The organism is Kitasatospora sp. NPDC036755 (assembly GCF_040636595.1).
Lineage (GTDB): Bacteria > Actinomycetota > Actinomycetes > Streptomycetales > Streptomycetaceae > Kitasatospora.
On sequence record NZ_JBEZUT010000182.1, the window covers coordinates 1 to 17,456 of the forward strand.

Genomic DNA, 17,456 nt, shown 5'->3' on the forward strand with positions numbered 1-17,456 from the left:
CCCTCAAACGGGCCCAGCACCGCAACTGGCCACCACCACAACCCGTAGCACCCACCATCACCCCGCGTAGCACCACTTAAAGTCACCGGCATTGGCCCTAGCCCGCGTCACCCCACCAGTGCCGGGGTCGCCGGGAGGGCGGCCAGGGCCCGGAGCAGGGCGCGGGCGGCGGAGTCGTTCTGCCGGAAGCCCGGGGCGTCGGTGCGGGGGCGGGCGAAGGCGGCGGCCGCGCGCAGGCTGGTGTGCGGGCCGAGGGCGGTGCGGCGCGGGTGCGGGGCGCCGCCGAGGGCCGGGTCGAGCAGCCGGCTGTCGGCGGGGGCGATGGTGACCAGGCCGGAGCGGTGGGTGTGGTCCGGGTCGGTGACCACCTCCTCGACGACACGGCCGGTGCGGTGCAGTTCGCGCAGCAGCGGGTCCAGGGTGCGGGCCAGTTCGTGCTTGGGCAGGTACGCCTCGACCAGCGCCGTCGCGCTGACGCGGTGGCCGGGCACGGTGGCGCCGGAGGCCCGCCAGGTGCCGCTCGCCTCGTCCCGTTCGACCCGCACGTCCGCACCGAGGAAGCGCACCACCCCGGCCTCGGAGAGGGCGAGCAGCTGGCGCAGCCGGAAGCCGGGCGGGCCGGAGGCGAGGAAGCTGAAGTAGCCGAAGAACCACTCGTCCACCTCCTCGGCGATCGAGCGGGCGGTGAGCCGGCCGCTCGCCGTCACCCGGGGGAGCTGGCCGAACAGGGAGAGCAGGGCGAGGAAGGCGCCGAGGTCGGCGCTGTGCGCGGGGTCGGCGCGGCGGTCTGCGTCCGCGGCGACGTACCCGCGCAGGTGGGCCTGGAGCTCCTCGTCGGTGCCGAGTTCGAGCCCGGCCAGCGGGTGGTCGAGCCGTTCGAAGTCGATCCGGTCGGCCGGGTCGGGGACGGCCTCGGCGACCAGGGCGGCGAGTTCGGGGGAGTACCAGCCGTGGCGGTCGTAGCGGGCGAGGAACTCCGGCCAGGGCAGGGCGGTGCGTTCGGGGTGGGCGTGGAACAGCTCGTGGTAGTGCCCGAAGCCGATCTCCTTGGCCATCAACGGCCAGAAGTCGCGCCGCAGTTCGAGCGGTCCGCCGGTGGCGAGCACGGCGTCCACGGCGGCCTTGTCGAAGTACCGGGGGAGCGGGGCGGGCGGCCCCTGGAGGCGGTAGCCGGTCTTGGAGTGGTACGGGACGCCGCGCCGCGAGCCGAGGTGGAGCACCGGCTCGCGCCCGGACGGGAGGTAGCGCAGCGCGGGCCCGTCCCCGGTGGGTTCGAAGCGGCCGCCGCGGCCCTCGGTGAGCAGGGCGATCAGATCCACCGAGGCGAGGCCGAGGCCGCGCACCACCACCTGCTCGCCGGGGGCCAGGCCCGCCAGCTCGGCGGCCGTGTCGGCGGTGTAGGCGGGCGGGAGGTGGAAGCGGCCGTGCCGGGCGGCGAACTCGGCGTCGGCGGCGAAGCGCGGGTGCGGGGCGGAGTCGAGGTGGCCGAGGGTGAGGACGACGTGGTCGGCGGTGAGCGTCCGGTCGGTGAGGTGGACGGTCTGCGGGCCGTCGGCCGGGCCCTCGATCCGCCGGACGGTGTCGCGGTGGACGGTGACCGTGACGTGTGCCGGCAGGTCGGCGACGGCGCGGCGGAACACCCAGTCCAGGTAGGCGCTCTGGGCCCGGCGGGTGGGGAAGTCGGTGGGTTCGAGGGTGCGCAGCTCGGCCCGGACGGCCGGGTCGGCGACCGTCCGGTAGGGCGCGAACTCCTCTTGCCGCGGCGCCCATTCGGCCAGCGAGGGGCCGGGGCGGACCGGCCCTTCGAGGGTGGAGCGCTCGTCGGTGAACATGGTGACGTCCTCCGCCATCGAGTTCATCCGCAGCAGCGGGGACTGGTCGTGGCGCCAGATCCGGCCCCCGCCCGGCGGGTACGGGTCGACCAGGTGGATCGCCAACGGTCGCCCGGCGGGCAGGAGTTCGGCGGCATTGGCGGCGAGCCGCTCCAGCAGCGCGGTGCCGCGCGGGCCGGCCCCGACGATGACGAGGGCGCTGTCCGCGATGATTCGCCCGCTGCGCTCACTCATGTGCCCGCACCACCCTGGCGAAGGCCGCCCGGGCCCGCTGCAGCGGGGTGGGCGGCAGGCCGTCGCGGGTGGCGCCCCGGGCGAAGTGCCGTTCCACGTAGTACTGGCCGATGGACAGCAGGGTGGTGACCACCAGGTACCAGATGGTGGCGACCATCAGCATCGGGATGACCTGGTACGACTGGAGGTAGACCAGCTGCACCGAGTAGAGCAGGTCGGAGACGGCCAGCACGCTGACGATGCTGGTGCCCTTGAGCGCCCCGATCAGCATGTTCCCGGCGGTCGGCACGATCGCCCGCATGGCCTGCGGCACCACGATCCGGCGCAGTACCCGCCACCGGCCGAGGCCGAGCGCGGACGCCGCCTCCAGCTGGCCGCGGTCCACGGAGAGGATGCCGCCGCGGATCACCTCGGCGGCGTACGCGGTCTCCAGCAGGGTGAGGCCGATGACGGCGGTCAGGGTGGGGCCCATCAGGTTCACCGTCCGCACCGTGACGAACTCGGGGCCGAACGGGATGCCGAGGCCGAGGGTCGGGTAGAGCGCGCCGATGTTGAAGAAGAACAGCAGCTGCACCAGCGGCGGGGTGGAGCGGAACACCCAGATGTAGGCCCAACTGAGCGTGCGCAGGACCGGGTTGGCGGACAGCCGCATGGTGGCGAGGAGGGTGCCGAGCAGGAAGCCGAGGGCGAGGGTGACGGCGGTCAGCCAGAGGGTCAGGGTGAGCCCGTTGAGCACCGAGCGGGCGGTGAACCAGTCGGCGACCACGCTCCACCGGAAGGCCTTGTTGCGGATCACCGAGTTGAGCGCCATCGCGGCCAGCAGCAGGGCGACGGCGGCGGCGGCCCACTGACCGGGCTTGCGGCGGGCGACGATCCGGGCCTCGGTGGCGGGTGGCGCGGTGGGGCGGTCGACGAGGGAGGGGGCGGGCAGGACGTCCTGCGGGGTGGCCATGGCGGCGGCTCCTGGGCGGAGTGCGGGCGGGAGGGTACGGCGGTGGTCACGTACGCGGGGCGCGGCCCGTGTCCCTCAACACGGCCGGCGCATGGCACTGCACTCCGCGCCGATCGTACGCATGCGCGATCGACGGCTGTCAAGGGTGATCGGGGTGTGGAAGGGGTCGGTCGGGGCATGTAGGAAAAGCGACAGGAGATCGCAACAGTGCGGCAATGATGGATGGTTGACGTACCGATCGGCCGACTGTTCAACTTGGGGCCATGTACGCCGAGCAGCCCCTGGTCAGTCGCGACCACATCGACTTCGGTCGGGTGTGGTCCGCGGCGTGTCGCGGCTGACCCGGCAGCGGGCCGCCCGTCCGGCCTGATCCCCCGACGGGGAGCCCTCCCTCGGTCCGCCCCGTCGCGGCCGGTTCCGTCGGCCGCCGGCCGACGACGCGCCGGGCGCCCCCGCTGCCGCCGACGAAGCCGATGAAGCCGATGAACCGGCACTGCGCTCCGGCAGTCTCCCCACCCCTTCCACCGTCACCCCCGCTTCCACCGCCACCCCGCTCGACGGCCGCCCCGCCGCGGCCGCCTCCGGGCTGCCCACCCGCGGCCCGACGGAGTCCCGCCCACCCGAAAGGTTCCGCCATGCCCGTCGAATTCCTCGGCATCGCCGCCACCGGCGACGGTTCGGAGACCACCGCCCGCACCACCGCCGCCTTCGACCGCGACTACACCCTGCGGCTGGCCCGGGCGCACGAGGACCACGGCTGGGACCGGGTGCTCTTCGCCTACGGGGCCGGCGCCCCGGAGCCGGCCGCCGCGGCCGCCTTCCTCGCCTCGCACCTGGACCGCCTCCAGATCCTGCTGGCGCACCGGCCGAACGTCTCCTACCCGACCTTCGCGGCCAAGACCTTCGCGACCCTCGACCGGATCAGCGACGGCCGGCTGACCGTGCACTTCATCACCGGCGGCAACGACCACGAACAGCAGCGCGAGGGCGACTTCCTGACCAAGGACCAGCGCTACGAGCGCACCCGCGAGTACATCGGCATCGTCAAGAAGGCCTGGACCAGCCGGGAGCCCTTCGACCACGAGGGCCCGTACTACCGCTTCAACGACTTCGTCTCGGACGTCTTCCCCGTCCAACTCCCGCGCCCCGACGTCTCCTTCGGCGGCTCCTCGGACGCGGCCTACGCGGCCGGCGGCGCCGAGGCGGACATCTACTGCCTCTGGGGCGAGCCGCTGGCCCGCACCGCCGAGCAGATCGAGCGGGTGAAGGAGGCGGCCCGGGCCGCCGGGCGCACCGACGTGCCGCGGATCCAGGTGGCGTTCCGGCCGATCATCGCGCCGACCGAGGACCTGGCCTGGGAGAAGGCCCACCGGACGGTGGCCGCGATCCGGGCCCGCCGGGGCGCGAACCGGCCGGGGGCCGCCCCGGGGGCCGTGACGCCCGAGCCCGTGGCACCCGGGGCCGTGGCACCCGAGAACGTCGGCTCCCGGCGGCTGATCGAGATCGCCGAGGCCGGCGAGCGCTACGACCGCGCGCTGTGGACCCCGACCGCCGCGGCCACCGGCGGGGCGGGCAACTCCAACGCGCTGGTCGGCACCCCGGAGACGGTCGCCCAGGCGCTGCTCGACTACTACGACCTCGGCGTGGACATCCTCTCCGCGCGCGGCTACGACCTGGTGGACGACGCGATCGACTTCGGCCGGTACGTCATCCCGATCGTCCGCGAGGAGGTCGCCAAGCGGGACGCCGCCCGGGCCGCCCGGGCCGCCCGGGCCGAGCGCGACCGCCACCAGCTGATCGCGGCGCAGGCGTGAGCGGGGGCGTGAGCGCGGGTTCGAGCATCGGTGTCGGCGCGGTTCCGTCGCCCGCGGCCGACTTCCGCCGGGTCGCCGTCGACGACCCGCTGGCCCAGCCGCTGCTGCGCGAGCTGACCCACGAGTACGTCACCCGGTACGGCCCCGAGGCGCACCAGGAGATGACCCGCTACCCGAACGAGGCCTTCGCCGAGCCGCACGGCGTGCTGCTCCTCCTGCTGGAGGACGGTGAGCCGGTGGCCGGCGGCGCCTACAAGCGCCGCGACGAGTCCACCGCCGAGGTGAAGCGGATGTGGACGCACTCCGCGCACCGCCGCCGGGGCCTGGCCCGCCGGGTGCTGGCCGAACTGGAGCGGACGGCGGCCGCGGCCGGCTACACCCGCTTCTACCTCACCACCGGACCGCGTCAGCCCGAGGCCAAGGGCCTCTACCTGGCGGCCGGCTACACCCCGCTGTTCGACGTCTCGGCCGACCCCCTGACCATCGGCCCGCTCCCCTTCGAGAAGCAACTGCCCGCCGCCGCGGAGCAGTTGCCAGTCCTGGCCCCGACCTCCTGAAAGGCCCCCCGTGAGAACCAGCACCGTCCGCCGCCGCCTGCTCGCGACCGCCGCCCTGCTGCCGGTCCTGGCCCTGGCCGCCTGCGGCTCGGACCCGAAGATCGCGGGCGCGGCGGTGGCGGGCGGTCCGGCCGCCACCGCCACCGAGGACCTCGTCTCCGGCCTGCGGACCTCCGAGGCCGCCGCCGCGCTGCTGCCCGAGGAGGTCCGCAGGGCCGGCACGCTGAAGTTCGGCTCCTCCTTCGGCTCGCCGCCCAGCGCGTTCTACGCCGACCAGGTCAGCAAGAAGCCCGCCGGGATCGACGTGGACTTCACCGACGCGGTGGCCAAGCTGCTCGGCCTGACCGTGCAGCGCGAGGAGGCCGCCTTCGAGACCATCCTGCCCGCCCTGGACAGCGGGAAGTTCGACGTCGGCACCGGCAACTTCGGGGTCACCGCGGCCCGGCTGAAGACCATCGACTTCGTCACCTACATCGACGACGGCCAGGGCTTCGCGGTGAAGAAGGACAACACCGCGATCCAGCCGGTCACCGACCTCGTCCAGCTGTGCGGACTGACCGTCGGCACCGGCGCCGGCACCACCTTCGAGACCACCCTCAACAGCCGGCGGAACGTCTGCGCCGACGCGGGTCGCAAGCCGTACGAGGTCAAGGCGTTCAGCGAGGGCGGCGCCCTGCTGACCGGCCTCCAGCAGGGGCGGGTGGACGTCGTGATGTCCACCATCAACGGCCTGCGCCACCAGGCCGCGCAGGAGGCCTCCGGGACCCGCTTCCTCGGCGAGTTCCACCGCCTCGACGTCGGCTTCGCGCTGAAGAAGGGCTCGAAGCTCGCCCCGGCCCTCCAGGCGGCGGTCAACCAGCTGATCAAGGACGGGACGTACGAGCGGATCCTGCGCAAGTGGGGGGTCGCCGAGTCGGCGATCACGGAGTCGCAGATCAGCCCGCCCGAGCACGCCTGAGCGGCGCTGCCCCGCCCGCCGCCCGCCGCCCGCCGTCCAAGGAGTCCCCGATGACCGTCAGCACCGCGGCGCCGCCGACGCCGCCGACACCCCCGCCCCCGTCCGGGCCGGCCCCGGCCCCGGCCGCCCTCGACCTCGACGAACTGGCCGGCCTGCGGACCGTCCCCGCCCGCCACCCCTGGCGCTGGGCCGTCGGGCTCGCCGCGCTGGTCGTGCTCGCCCAGTTCGCCCACGGCCTGGCCACCAACCCCGGCTGGGACTGGGCGACCTTCCGGCTCTACTTCACCGCCGACACCATCCTCCGGGCGATCGGACGGACCCTCGAACTCACCGCCTACGGCACGGTACTGGGCTTCCTGCTGGGCGCCGCGGTGGCCGCGATGCGGCTGTCCCGCAGCGCGATCCTGCGGTCCATCGCCTGGGCCTACGTGTGGGTGTTCCGCTCGATCCCGCTGATCGTCCAGCTGGTCTTCTGGTTCAACCTCTCCTACCTGTACAAGCGGTTCGGGATCGGCATCCCCTTCGGCCCGACCTTCGGCGACGTCGAGACGGTCGGGGTGCTCGGCGCGCTCGGCGCGGCGGTGCTCGGCCTCGGGCTGCACCAGGCCGCGTTCGCCGCCGAGATCATCCGCGGCGGCATCGTCGCGGTGGACGCCGGCCAGCGGGAGGCCGCCGCCGCGCTCGGCATCCCGCCCTGGCGCCAGGGCCTGCGGATCGTGCTGCCGCAGGCCATGCGCGGCATCCTGCCGGCCGCCGCCAACGAGGTGGTCTCGCTGCTCAAGGGCACCTCGGTGGTCTACGTGATGGCGATCGGCGAGCTCTTCTACCAGGCCCAGGTCATCTACGGCCGCACCGGCCGGGTGGTGCCGCTGCTGATGGTCGCCACCGTCTGGTACGTGCTGCTGACCACCGTGCTCTCGATCGGCCAGTACTACGTCGAGCGCCGCTTCGCCCGCGGCACCCGACGCACCCCGCCGCCCACCCCCTGGCAGCGCGCCCGGGCCTTCGCCCGCGGCCTGCGGCCGGGCACGGGTCCCGCCGCCGCCCGCACCTCCGGAGGACAGCCGTGACCACCCTGACGAAGCCCGGCCCGAACCCGGCCGGACCGCCCCCGGCCGCCCCGATGGTGCAGGTCCGCGGCCTGCACAAGAGCTTCGGCCGGCTGGAGGTGCTGCGCGGCGTCGACCTGGACGTCCCGGCGGGCTCGGTGACCGTGGTGCTCGGCCCGTCCGGCTCCGGCAAGTCCACCCTGCTGCGCGCGATCAACCACCTGGAGAAGCTGGACCGCGGCCACGTCGCCATCGACGGCGAACTGATCGGCTACCGCCGCTCCGGGGACCGGCTGTACGAGCTCAAGGAGCGCGAGGTGCTGCGCCAGCGCACCGGCATCGGCTTCGTGTTCCAGAACTTCAACCTGTTCCCGCACCTCACCGTGCTGGAGAACCTGGTGGAGGCGCCGGTCGCCGCGCTGCGCCGTCCCAAGGCCGAGGCCAGGGCGACGGCGCTGGCGCTGCTGGAGCGGGTCGGGCTGGCGGACAAGGCCGCCGCCTACCCCCGGCAGCTGTCCGGCGGGCAGCAGCAGCGGGTGGCGATCGCCCGGGCGCTGGCGCTGGAGCCGAAGGTGCTGCTGTTCGACGAGCCGACCTCGGCGCTCGACCCGGAGCTGGTAGGCGAGGTGCTGGACGTCATCAAGGACCTGGCCCGCAGCGGCACCACGATGATCGTGGTCACCCACGAGATCGGCTTCGCCCGCGAGGTCGCCGACACCGTGGTCTTCATGGACGGCGGCGTGGTGGTCGAGCAGGGCCCGCCCGCCGAGGTCCTGGACCGGCCGCGGCACGAGCGCACCCGGGCCTTCCTGGCCAAGGTGCTCTGACCCGCCCGCTCCCCGCCCCCGCCCCCGCCCAGACACCACGCCACCTTCACCGAGCAGGAGTCCCGCCGTGTCCCTACCCCGCCGCGCCCTCGTGACCGCCGCCGGCGCGCTCGCCGCCGCCCTCGCCCTGGCCGGCTGCGGCAGCACCGCCACGGGCGCCGCGGCGGACCTCGCCCCGGCCGGGGGCGGCACCGCGCCCGACGGCACCGTGGTGAACCTGTCGCCGAACCAGAACCGGGTCACCACGCCCAAGGTCGACGCGATCGCCGCGCTCGTCCCGGAGGAGATCAGGAAGAAGGGGACGCTGACCGTGGTCGACTCGATCGGCACCACCCCGCCGCTGGACTTCTACGCGAACGACGACAGGACCGTCATCGGCGTCGAGCCGGACCTCGCCTCGCTGATCGGCAACGTGCTGGGCCTCAGGGTCGAGTTCAACCCGGTCTCCTGGGAGAACATCTTCGTCGGCCTGGACAGCGGCAAGTACGACGTCGGCCTCTCCAACATCACCGTCACCGAGGAGCGCAAGGAGAAGTACGACTTCGCCACCTACCGGCTGGACGTCCTCGGCTTCGAGGCGAAGAAGGGCAGCGGCCTCAAGGTCACCGGCGCCCGGGACCTCGCCGGGAAGACGGTCGGCGTCGCCACCGGCACCAACCAGGAGAAGCTGCTGGTCTCCTGGAGCGAGGAGAACGTCAGGAACGGCCTCAAGCCGATCGACATCAAGTACTTCCAGGGCACCGAGTACTACCTGGCGCTCTCCTCCGGCCGGATCGAGGTCTACAGCGGCCCCAACCCCAGTCTGGCCTTCCACGCCGTGCAGACCGGCCAGACGGAGGTCGTCGGCACCTACTCGGGCGGCGGCGCGGACGTCATCGGCAAGATCGCGGCGACCACCCGGAAGGACAACGGGCTGGTCAGGGCGCTGAACGGGGCGATCGACGAGGTGATCCGCAACGGCAGCTACGGGCAGGTGCTCAAGCGCTGGGGCCTGGACACCGAGGCCGTGGCGGCCTCCGAGATCAACCCGCCCGGACTGCCCCGGCCGAAGCCGTAGCGCACCGGTCCGGGCTCGTTCACCCGTTCGTCCCCGCCCGCCGCTATGGTGACCCCTCCGACGGCGAACGGCGTGCGGTCGCGGTCGAGTTGGGGGAGGGCATGGAGCAGGGCGAGGTGCTCGGCGGACGCTTCCGGCTGGAGCAGAAGCTGGGCAGGGGCGGTTTCGGGGTGGTCTGGCGGGCGACCGACACGACCATCGACCGGGAGGTCGCGGTCAAGGTGCTGCTCGCCGAGCACGCCACCGACCGGGAGGCGGTCAGCCGGTTCGTCCGCGAGGCCCGGACGGCCGGGAGCCTCAACAGCCAGCACATCGTGACCGTGTACGACTACGGCTGGACCGAGACGGCCTCCGGCAAGATCCCGTACCTGGTGATGGAGCTGGTCCGCGGCCGAGTGCTGTCCGAGGTGCTCAGGACGGGGCGGCCGGACCACAAGCAGGCGCTGCGCTGGATGCGGCACGTGTGCAAGGCGCTGGACGCCGCGCACCGCTCGGGGATCGTCCACCGGGACATCAAGCCCGAGAACGTGATGATCACCGAGGGGGACGAGCGCGCCAAGGTCCTGGACTTCGGCATCGCCCGACTGGTCACCCAGACCGTCCGGCTCACCTCCACCGGCAACGTGGTCGGCACCGTCCCGTACCTGGCCCCCGAGTGCTGGTCCGGCGGCGCGGTGGACGGCCGGGCCGACCTCTACGCGCTCGGCATCATGCTGTACGAGGTCTGCGCCGGTGCCCGCCCGTTCCGCGCCGCCTCGGCCGCCGAGTACATGTACAAGCACCTGGAGGAGGTTCCGCCCCGGGTGCGCAGCAAGGACCCGGCACTGGCCGGGCTGATCGCCGAACTGCTCGCCAAGCGGCCCGAACAGCGGCCGTCCGGCGCGGCCGAGGTGCTGGAGCGGCTGCGCGGCGTCCAGCCCGGGGTGCTGCGCCCGGACGACCCCAGCCCGGAGCAGCTGCGCCGGCGGGCCGACCGCGCCTGGCAGCACGGCGAGGCCGGCTCGGCGGCGGAGGCGGTGGAGATCCTCACCGCGCTCGTCCCCGACTTCGCCCGGATCTGCGGCCCGGAGGACCCGCGCACCCTGCGCACCTGCCACGACCTGGCCCTCTGGCTGGCCCGGGACGGCAGCCCGGGCGCCGCCGTCGCCCTGCTGGACGGGCTGACCCGACTGCCCGGCGCCACCCCGGAGGCCCGGGCGGACGCGCGGCGCGACCTCGCGCACTGGCAGCGGGAGGCCGCCCGGCTGGGCCCGGGCCGGCCGCGGCCGTTCACCCTGGGGGAGCTGCTCGGCGGCCCCTCCTGAGCGGCCCCGCCGGGTGCCGACCGTGCGGGCCGCCGAACCGGCCCCGCCGGGTGTCAACCGTGCGGGCCGCCGAACCGGGCCCGCGGCCGGGGCGGGAACCGGGAGGATCCCGCCCACCGGGACGGTCTGGCCCGCCGCCCCGGCGCGTTGGTATACCTCGTTGCCGGACTCGGGTCGGCGTCCGCGCCGCCCCGGTGAGCTGCGACGAAAGGCTGGTGACGGATCGATGAAGCTCCTGCGCGTCGGACCCGCGGGCGCCGAGCGCCCGGTCGTCCTGGGCGGCGACGGTACCGCGTACGACCTCTCGGGGCGGACCCGTGACCTCGACGGGGCCTTCCTGGCCGGGCTGGACCCGGCCGCGCTGGCCCGGGACGCGGCCGCCGGCCTCCTGCCGGTGGTGGACCTCGACGGCCTGCGGGTGGGCGCTCCGGTGGCCCGGCCGGGCAAGGTGGTCGGCATCGGGCTCAACTACCGCGACCACGCCGCCGAGGCCGGGGCCGCGATCCCGGCCGAGCCGGTGATCTTCCTCAAGCCGAGCTCCACCGTGGTCGGCCCGTACGACGAGGTGCTGGTGCCGCGCGGCGGCGAGAAGACCGACTACGAGGCCGAGCTGGCGGTCGTGATCGGCCGCACCGCCCGCTACCTGGACTCGCACGCCGAGGCGGCCGGGGTGATCGCCGGGTACACGATCGCCAACGACGTCACCGAGCGGGCCTTCCAGTTCGAGCGCGGCGGCCAGTGGGACAAGGGCAAGTCGGCGGAGACCTTCACCCCGCTCGGGCCCTGGCTGGTCACCGCCGACGAGGTGGCGGACCCGCAGGCGCTGACCCTGCGGCTCTGGGTCAACGGCGAGCAGCGCCAGCACGGCAGCACCGCGGAGATGGTCTTCCCGGTGCTCGAACTGGTCCGCTACGCGAGCCGGTTCATGGTGCTGGAGCCCGGCGACGTGGTCATCACCGGCACCCCGGCCGGGGTCACCCTGGGCCGCCCCGGCACGCCGTACCTCGCCCCGGGCGACGTGGTCGAGATCGAGGTCGACGGGCTGGGCCGCCAGCGCCAGGTGCTCGGCGCGGCGTGACGGCGTAGGCCGTCCCGGCCCTTGGCACGGGGGTCGGGAACGTCACGCCGGGCCGAGCACCGCCCGCAGCCGCTCCGCGCGTTCCGGCCGCGGTCCCTCCAGCGCCAGCACCCCCGCCAGCACCTCGGCCGTCTGCGGGTCGTGCAGCGCCGTCGCCGCCGCCATCGCGGTGAACTGGTCCACCAGCCAGTCGCGCAGCTCCGCCACCGGCAGCGTCCGCCCCTCGTCCAGCCAGCTCAGCGACGCGCCCTCGACCACCGCGATCCACGAGCGCACCAGCAGCGTCAGCCGCGGCCCGGCCTGCCGGACGCCCAGGTGGCGCAGCGTGCGCCGCAGCGCGGCCCGCCGGACGTCGTCCACGATCGCCGAGGTGCGGGCCGTCTCCACCACCGAACCGCCGCGCAGCAGCGCCGAGTAGCCCGCGTCGTGCTCGGCCACGAAGGCGAAGTAGCCGTCCAGCACCGCCGCCAGCTGCTCGGACGGCCGCCCGCTCAGCGGCACCGCGAAGCGGCTGGTCAGCTCGTCCGCCGCGGTGCGCAGCGCGGCCTCGTACAGCTGCTGCTTGCCGCCGGCGAAGTAGCGGTACACCAGCGGGCGGGAGGCCTCGGCGGCCTCGGCGACGTCGTCCAGGCTCACCTCCTCGGGCGGCCGGGAGGCGAACAGCTCCAGGGCGACCGAGATCAGCTGCTCACGCCGCTGCTGGACCGGCAGCCGCCGGTAGCCGGTGCGGCGCGGGCGCGGTTCGGGGGCGTCGGGGGCGGGTGCCTGTCCGGCTGCGGGGGCGGGGCTGGCTTCCATGGCGGCCAAGCGTAATGGGCTGCGGACGGATCGGATCCGGTCGCGCGGAACGGATTTTTCGCAGGCGAACCCCGCTCGCAAAGGGGTTGCAAAGCAGGCCCGCCGCGAAATGATGTCGGAATGCCTGAAGAACTGATCACCGCCGACGGCGCCACCCCTCGCCGCATCGCCGACGACCACGTCCGCGAACTGGCCGAGCTCGACCCGCTGACCGCGGTCTACCTCGGCGTCAACCTCGACGACGACCGGCTGCCCGACCTCTCCCCGGCCGGGGCCGAGGCCATCGCCGACCTCGCCCGCCGCACCCTGGCCCGGCTCGACGAGGCCGAGCGGGCCGGCGCCGCCGAGGACGAGGCGGAGCGCCGCTGCGCCCGGCTGCTGCGCGAGCGGCTGACCGCCGAACTGGCCGTGCACGAGGCGGGGGAGGGTTTCCGCTCGCTGCGCAACCTGGGTTCCCCGGTGCACGACCTGCGGGAGTCCTTCACCCTGATGGGCACCGACACCGAGGCCGAGTGGCAGGTGATCGGCCGCCGCCTGGCGAGGGTCCCGGCGGCGTTCGAGCAGTACCGGCGGACGCTGGCCGAGGGCGTCGAGCGCGGCCTGCTGTCCGGCCCGCGCCAGGTGACCACGGTGCTCGGGCAGTTCGCCGAGTGGCTGGGCGAGGACGCGCCGGCCGAGGGCGACGGCGGGCGACGGGCGGGCTGGTTCGGCCAGTTCGTCCAGGACGCGCCGGAGGGCGTGCGCCCCGAGCTGGTGAAGCACGCGGAGGCGGCCTCGGAGGCGCTCGCCGAGCTGCGCGACTGGCTGCGCGACGTGTACGGCCCGGCGGCGGCCGGCGCCCCGGACACCGCGGGCCGGGAGCGCTACGCCCGCTGGGTGCGCTACTGGACCGGTGCCGACCTGGACCTGGACGAGGCCTACGCCTGGGCCTGGAGCGAGTTCCACGACCTGCTGGCGCAGATGGAGGCCGAGGCCGAGAAGGTCCGCCCGGGCGAGGGCCTGCTGGCGGCGATGCGGTGGCTGGAGACGGACGGTCCGGCGATCGAGGGCGCCGAGGAGGCCCGGGAGTACCTCCAGGGCCTGATGGACCGGGCGGTGCGGGACCTCCAGGGCACCCACTTCGACCTGGCCGAGCCGGTCACCCGGGTCGAGTCGAGGATCGCCCCGGCCGGCAGCGCCGCCGCGCCGTACTACACCGCTCCCTCGCTGGACTTCAGCCGTCCCGGGCGGACCTGGCTGCCGCTGCTCGGCCGGGAGCGCTTCCCGACCTGGGACCTGGTCTCGACCTGGTACCACGAGGGGGTCCCGGGCCACCACCTGCAGCTCGCGCAGTGGAACTACGTCGCGGACCGGCTCTCCACCTACCAGGTGAGCCTCGGCGGGGTGAGCGCCAACCTGGAGGGCTGGGCGCTGTACGCCGAGCGCCTGATGGACGAGCTCGGCTACCTCACCGACCCGGGCCACCGGCTGGGCTACCTCAACGCGCAGATGATGCGCGCGCTGCGGGTCATCGTCGACATCGGCATGCACGTGGGCCTGGACTTCCCGGCGGACTCCCCGTACCGCCCGGGCGAGCCGGTCGCCCCGGAGCACGCCCGGGAGTTCTTCGGCCTGTACTGCGGCCTGTCCGCCGACGTCCTGGACAGTGAGCTGGTCCGCTACCTGGGCCTGCCCGGCCAGGCGATCGGCTACAAGCTCGGCGAGCGCGCCTGGCTGCGCGGACGGGCGGCGGCGAAGGCGGCGCACGAGGCGCGCGGCGAGGAGTTCGACCTCAAGGCCTGGCACATGGCGGCGCTCTCGCAGGGCTCGCTGGGGCTGGACGACCTGGTCGAGGAGCTCTCGGCGCTCTGACGCCCGAAGCAGGCCCCCGGTACTCGGTCCGGAGTCCCGGGGGCCTGGTTATTTTGTCCCGAAGGTCTGATTTGGCAAGGTTTTTCCTTGCGATCCGCCCGGGCCGGGGTTTGGCTGGAAGGCGACTGCGTGACCTCTCCGCCCCCACTCCGGAAGGCTCGACCAGTGCCTGCGCAAACCGCCACGGGTCATGAGGACGCGGACCGCCGCCGCTGGTGGGCGCTGGCGGTCATCGCCACCGCCCAGCTCATGATCGTGCTCGACATCACCATCGTGAACATCGCACTGCCGTCCGCCCAGCGGGAGCTGGGCATCTCGGACGCCGACCGGCAGTGGGTGATCACCGCCTACACGCTCGCCTTCGGCGGCCTGCTGCTGCTCGGCGGCCGGCTGGGCGACCTCTTCGGCCGCAAGCGCGTGTTCACCGTCGGCCTGCTGGGCTTCGCCCTCGCCTCCGCCCTCGGCGGCGCGGCGGTCGACCCGGCCATGCTCTTCGGCGCCCGCGCCCTCCAGGGCGCGTTCGGCGCCCTGCTCGCCCCCTCCGCGCTGGGGCTGCTCTCCACCACCTTCTCCGATCCCCGGGAACGCAGTACGGCCTTCGGCATCTTCGGCGCGATCGCCGGCGGCGGCTCCGCGATCGGGTTCATCGCGGGCGGCCTGCTGACCGAGTACCTGGACTGGCGCTGGTGCCTGTTCGTCAACGTGCCGATCGCCGCCGTCACCGCCTTCGCGGCGTTCAGCGTGCTGAACCGCGACCACGTCGAGAAGAGCCGCCGGACGCGGCTGGACCTGCCCGGGGCGCTGCTCGGCTGCGGCGGCCTGCTGGCGGTCGTCTACGGCACCTCCGAGGCCGTGAACCGGGGCTGGGGCGACGCCCTGGTGGTCGGCTCGCTGCTGCTGGGCGCGGCGCTGCTCGCGGTGTTCGTCCTGGTCGAGCGGCGCACCGCGAACCCGCTGCTGCCGCTGCACATCGTCGCCGACCGCAACCGCGGCGGCGGCGCGCTCTCGGTGGGCCTGGCGATGGTCGGCATGTTCGGCCTGTTCCTGTTCCTGACCTACTACCTCCAGGCCATCAAGCACTTCTCGCCGGTCGTGTCCGGCCTGTCGTTCCTGCCCATGACGGTCGCGATCGTGCTGAGTTCGACGGGCTTCGCGGCCCGGATGATGACGAGGGTGCCGACCCGCTACCTGGTCGGCCCCGGGCTGCTGCTGGCCGCGGGCGGCATGGCCTGGCTGACCCAGATGCGGGTCGGCAGCCCCTGGGCCGGCATGGTGCTGCCCGCCGAGCTGCTGATCGGCCTGGGCATGGGCCTGGTCTTCATGCCGGCCATGAGCCTGGCCACCCTCGGGGTCGCCCCGAACGAGGCCGGCGCGGCCGCGGCCACACTCAACTCGGCCCAGCAGGTGGGAGGTTCGGTGGGCACCGCCTTGCTGAACACGGTCGCCGCGAGCGCCACCGCGAGCTTCCTGGCCACCCGGATCGCCTCCGATCCGGCGGTGCGGGCCCAGGGCGCGGTGCACGGCTACGTCGTCGCGACCTGGGTGGCGATGGGTGTCCTGCTGCTGGCCGCGCTGATCGCGGTGCTGATGATCGACCACCGGCCGGCGCCCGCCGAGGCCACCGCCGTGCCGGTCGGGGAGGCGGCGGAAGCGCCTTCCGCCGCCCGGGCCGCCCAGGTGTCCGCGGTGCGGGCGGCGGACGGGCGGCCGAGCCCGCGGGCCGTCGCCCGGGCCGACGTCAGGGCGAACGTCAGGGCCGCGGCCGAGGCTCCCGCGGAGACGGGGCGGGAGCGGCCACCGGCCGACTGAAATTTGCAGCAAGGTCTTGCAGTCAACCTCCGGCGCCTGCTTGACTCCTGGCACGTCCAGGGATCAAGGAGGCGCCATGCTGCCCGAGTTCGACCTGCTCGTCGTCGGCGGCACCGGCGTGGACACCATCGTCCGGGTCGAGCGGCTGGAGATCCCGCCCGGCGACTCGCGCTTCGTCGAACCGGTGCGGGACTACGTCGGCCACACCGGCAACGGCGTCGCCCTCGGCGCGCACCACCTCGGCCTGCGCACCGCGTTCATCGACTTCCTCGGCGACGACGCCCAGGGGGACCTGGTCCGCGCCCACTACGCGCGCCACGGCCTGCACTTCGCGCACCTGGTGAGCCCGCACGGCACCCCGCGCGGGGTCAACCTGGTGGACGCGGCCGGCCGCCGGTTCTCCTTCTTCGACGGCCGCCACCCCGCCGGCCTGCGGCTGCCCCGCGACTTCTACCTGCCGTACGCCGAGCGCAGCCGGCACGTCCACCTGTCCATCACCGGCGTCAACCGGGACATGTACGGCGACCTGCACCGCCTCGGCCGCACCACCTCCACCGACCTGCACGACTGGGACGGCATCGACCCGCACCACCGCGACTACGCGCTCGGCTCCGACCTGGTCTTCCTCTCGGTGGCCGGCTGCCGGGGCCGGCACGAGGAGGTGATGCGCGCGGTCCTCGCCGAGGGGCGCGCGCGGGTGGTCGTCGCAACCGCCGGGGCCGAGGGCTGCCACCTGCTCACCCGCGACGACCCGGCGCCCCGCCACCTGCCCGCCGTGGACCCGGGCCGCCCGGTGGTGGACACCAACGGCGCCGGGGACGCCTTCGTGACCGGTTTCCTGTACGCCTGGTTCCGGGGCCGCGCGCCGCTGGACTGCGCCCGGGCCGGTACGGTGGCCGGTGCTTTCGCCTGCACCGCCGCCGGGACGCACACCGCCTTCGCGGGAGCCGGCGAACTGGACGCGGTGCTCGCCGGATCCTGACACCGGAGGGCGCGAGCGGACGACGGGTTTCTCATCGAGCTCCCAGGAGCCCGTCACATCGCTACCAGGCTGAGGCGACATAGTCGTCGACCGAACGCCACCCGATCGCCCCGGCAGGAGAAACAGGCATGGGCAAGCACCGCCGCCAGAGGTCGCGCCGCCGCGGACTCCTGGTCCCGTCCCTGTTCACCGCGCTGTCCGCGGTGGCGGTCGCCGCGGTGCTGACCGGCACGCACGGGCTGGACCTGTCCGACACGACGGCCGCCGGGAAGGCGGCCCGCGGCACCCGTACCGTCGCCGCGCCCGCCCCGGCCACCGGCCCGGCGGACGCGGTCGCGCCCGCACCGGTCGCGG

General features: G+C 74.3%; 14 protein-coding genes and 1 pseudogene. 12 read left to right on the forward strand and 3 right to left on the reverse strand.

Annotated elements, in window-relative coordinates; genetic code table 11:
• Positions 1-107: 107 nt before the first annotated feature.
• On the reverse strand, positions 108-2,066 hold the full coding sequence (locus tag AB0E96_RS25010; protein WP_359827496.1) for an FAD/NAD(P)-binding protein: 1,959 nt from the start codon (positions 2,064-2,066) through the stop codon (positions 108-110).
• On the reverse strand, positions 2,059-3,018 hold the full coding sequence (locus tag AB0E96_RS25015) for an amino acid ABC transporter permease (RefSeq protein ID WP_359827498.1): 960 nt from the start codon (positions 3,016-3,018) through the stop codon (positions 2,059-2,061). Before AB0E96_RS25015 ends, AB0E96_RS25010 begins: the two co-directional genes overlap by 8 nt.
• A gap of 635 nt (positions 3,019-3,653) precedes the next feature.
• Here AB0E96_RS25015 and AB0E96_RS25020 point away from each other — a divergent pair.
• The 8 genes from AB0E96_RS25020 (at position 3,654) to AB0E96_RS25055 (ending at position 11,662) form a co-directional block, all read left to right on the forward strand.
• Positions 3,654-4,832 (forward strand): LLM class flavin-dependent oxidoreductase, encoded by a 1,179-nt coding sequence (locus AB0E96_RS25020; protein WP_359827500.1) that lies wholly within the window; start codon positions 3,654-3,656, stop codon positions 4,830-4,832.
• A 26-nt stretch (positions 4,833-4,858) separates the two neighbouring features.
• Positions 4,859-5,389: a GNAT family N-acetyltransferase gene (locus tag AB0E96_RS25025; protein ID WP_359827512.1), complete on the forward strand. Its 531-nt coding sequence runs from the start codon at positions 4,859-4,861 to the stop codon at positions 5,387-5,389.
• Positions 5,390-5,399: 10 nt separating this feature from the next.
• Positions 5,400-6,347: an ABC transporter substrate-binding protein gene (locus AB0E96_RS25030; protein ID WP_359827501.1), complete on the forward strand. Its 948-nt coding sequence runs from the start codon at positions 5,400-5,402 to the stop codon at positions 6,345-6,347.
• 50 nt (positions 6,348-6,397) lie between these two features.
• A complete protein-coding gene (locus AB0E96_RS25035; protein ID WP_359827502.1) occupies positions 6,398-7,417 on the forward strand; it encodes an amino acid ABC transporter permease in 1,020 nt (339 codons plus the stop codon).
• A gap of 53 nt (positions 7,418-7,470) precedes the next feature.
• The gene (locus tag AB0E96_RS25040) at positions 7,471-8,223 is read left to right on the forward strand and encodes an amino acid ABC transporter ATP-binding protein (protein WP_359827514.1); all 753 of its coding nucleotides are present in this window, start codon (positions 7,471-7,473) and stop codon (positions 8,221-8,223) included.
• Positions 8,224-8,290: 67 nt separating this feature from the next.
• Positions 8,291-9,280, forward strand: a complete 990-nt coding sequence (locus AB0E96_RS25045) for an ABC transporter substrate-binding protein (RefSeq protein ID WP_359827503.1) — start codon at positions 8,291-8,293, stop codon at positions 9,278-9,280.
• A gap of 101 nt (positions 9,281-9,381) precedes the next feature.
• On the forward strand, positions 9,382-10,584 hold the full coding sequence (locus AB0E96_RS25050) for a serine/threonine-protein kinase (RefSeq protein ID WP_359827504.1): 1,203 nt from the start codon (positions 9,382-9,384) through the stop codon (positions 10,582-10,584).
• A gap of 226 nt (positions 10,585-10,810) precedes the next feature.
• Positions 10,811-11,662: a fumarylacetoacetate hydrolase family protein gene (locus AB0E96_RS25055; protein WP_359827505.1), complete on the forward strand. Its 852-nt coding sequence runs from the start codon at positions 10,811-10,813 to the stop codon at positions 11,660-11,662.
• A 42-nt stretch (positions 11,663-11,704) separates the two neighbouring features.
• Here the strand turns inward: AB0E96_RS25055 and AB0E96_RS25060 are convergent, their stop codons facing one another.
• Entirely contained in the window at positions 11,705-12,460 is a 756-nt protein-coding gene (locus tag AB0E96_RS25060) for a helix-turn-helix domain-containing protein (protein WP_359827506.1), read from the reverse strand.
• Positions 12,461-12,580: 120 nt separating this feature from the next.
• Between AB0E96_RS25060 and AB0E96_RS25065 the strand changes: the two genes are divergently transcribed.
• From AB0E96_RS25065 to AB0E96_RS25080, 4 genes and pseudogenes are all read left to right on the forward strand, one after another.
• Positions 12,581-14,311, forward strand: coding sequence for a DUF885 domain-containing protein (locus AB0E96_RS25065; RefSeq protein ID WP_359827508.1), 1,731 nt, complete (start codon positions 12,581-12,583; stop codon positions 14,309-14,311).
• A 249-nt stretch (positions 14,312-14,560) separates the two neighbouring features.
• On the forward strand, positions 14,561-16,120 hold the full coding sequence (locus tag AB0E96_RS25070) for an MFS transporter (RefSeq protein ID WP_359827515.1): 1,560 nt from the start codon (positions 14,561-14,563) through the stop codon (positions 16,118-16,120).
• 76 nt (positions 16,121-16,196) lie between these two features.
• Complete coding sequence (locus AB0E96_RS25075) at positions 16,197-17,102, forward strand: carbohydrate kinase family protein (protein ID WP_359827510.1); 906 nt, start codon at positions 16,197-16,199, stop codon at positions 17,100-17,102.
• 128 nt (positions 17,103-17,230) lie between these two features.
• A pseudogene (locus tag AB0E96_RS25080) lies at positions 17,231-17,456 on the forward strand (hypothetical protein); the annotation flags it as partial.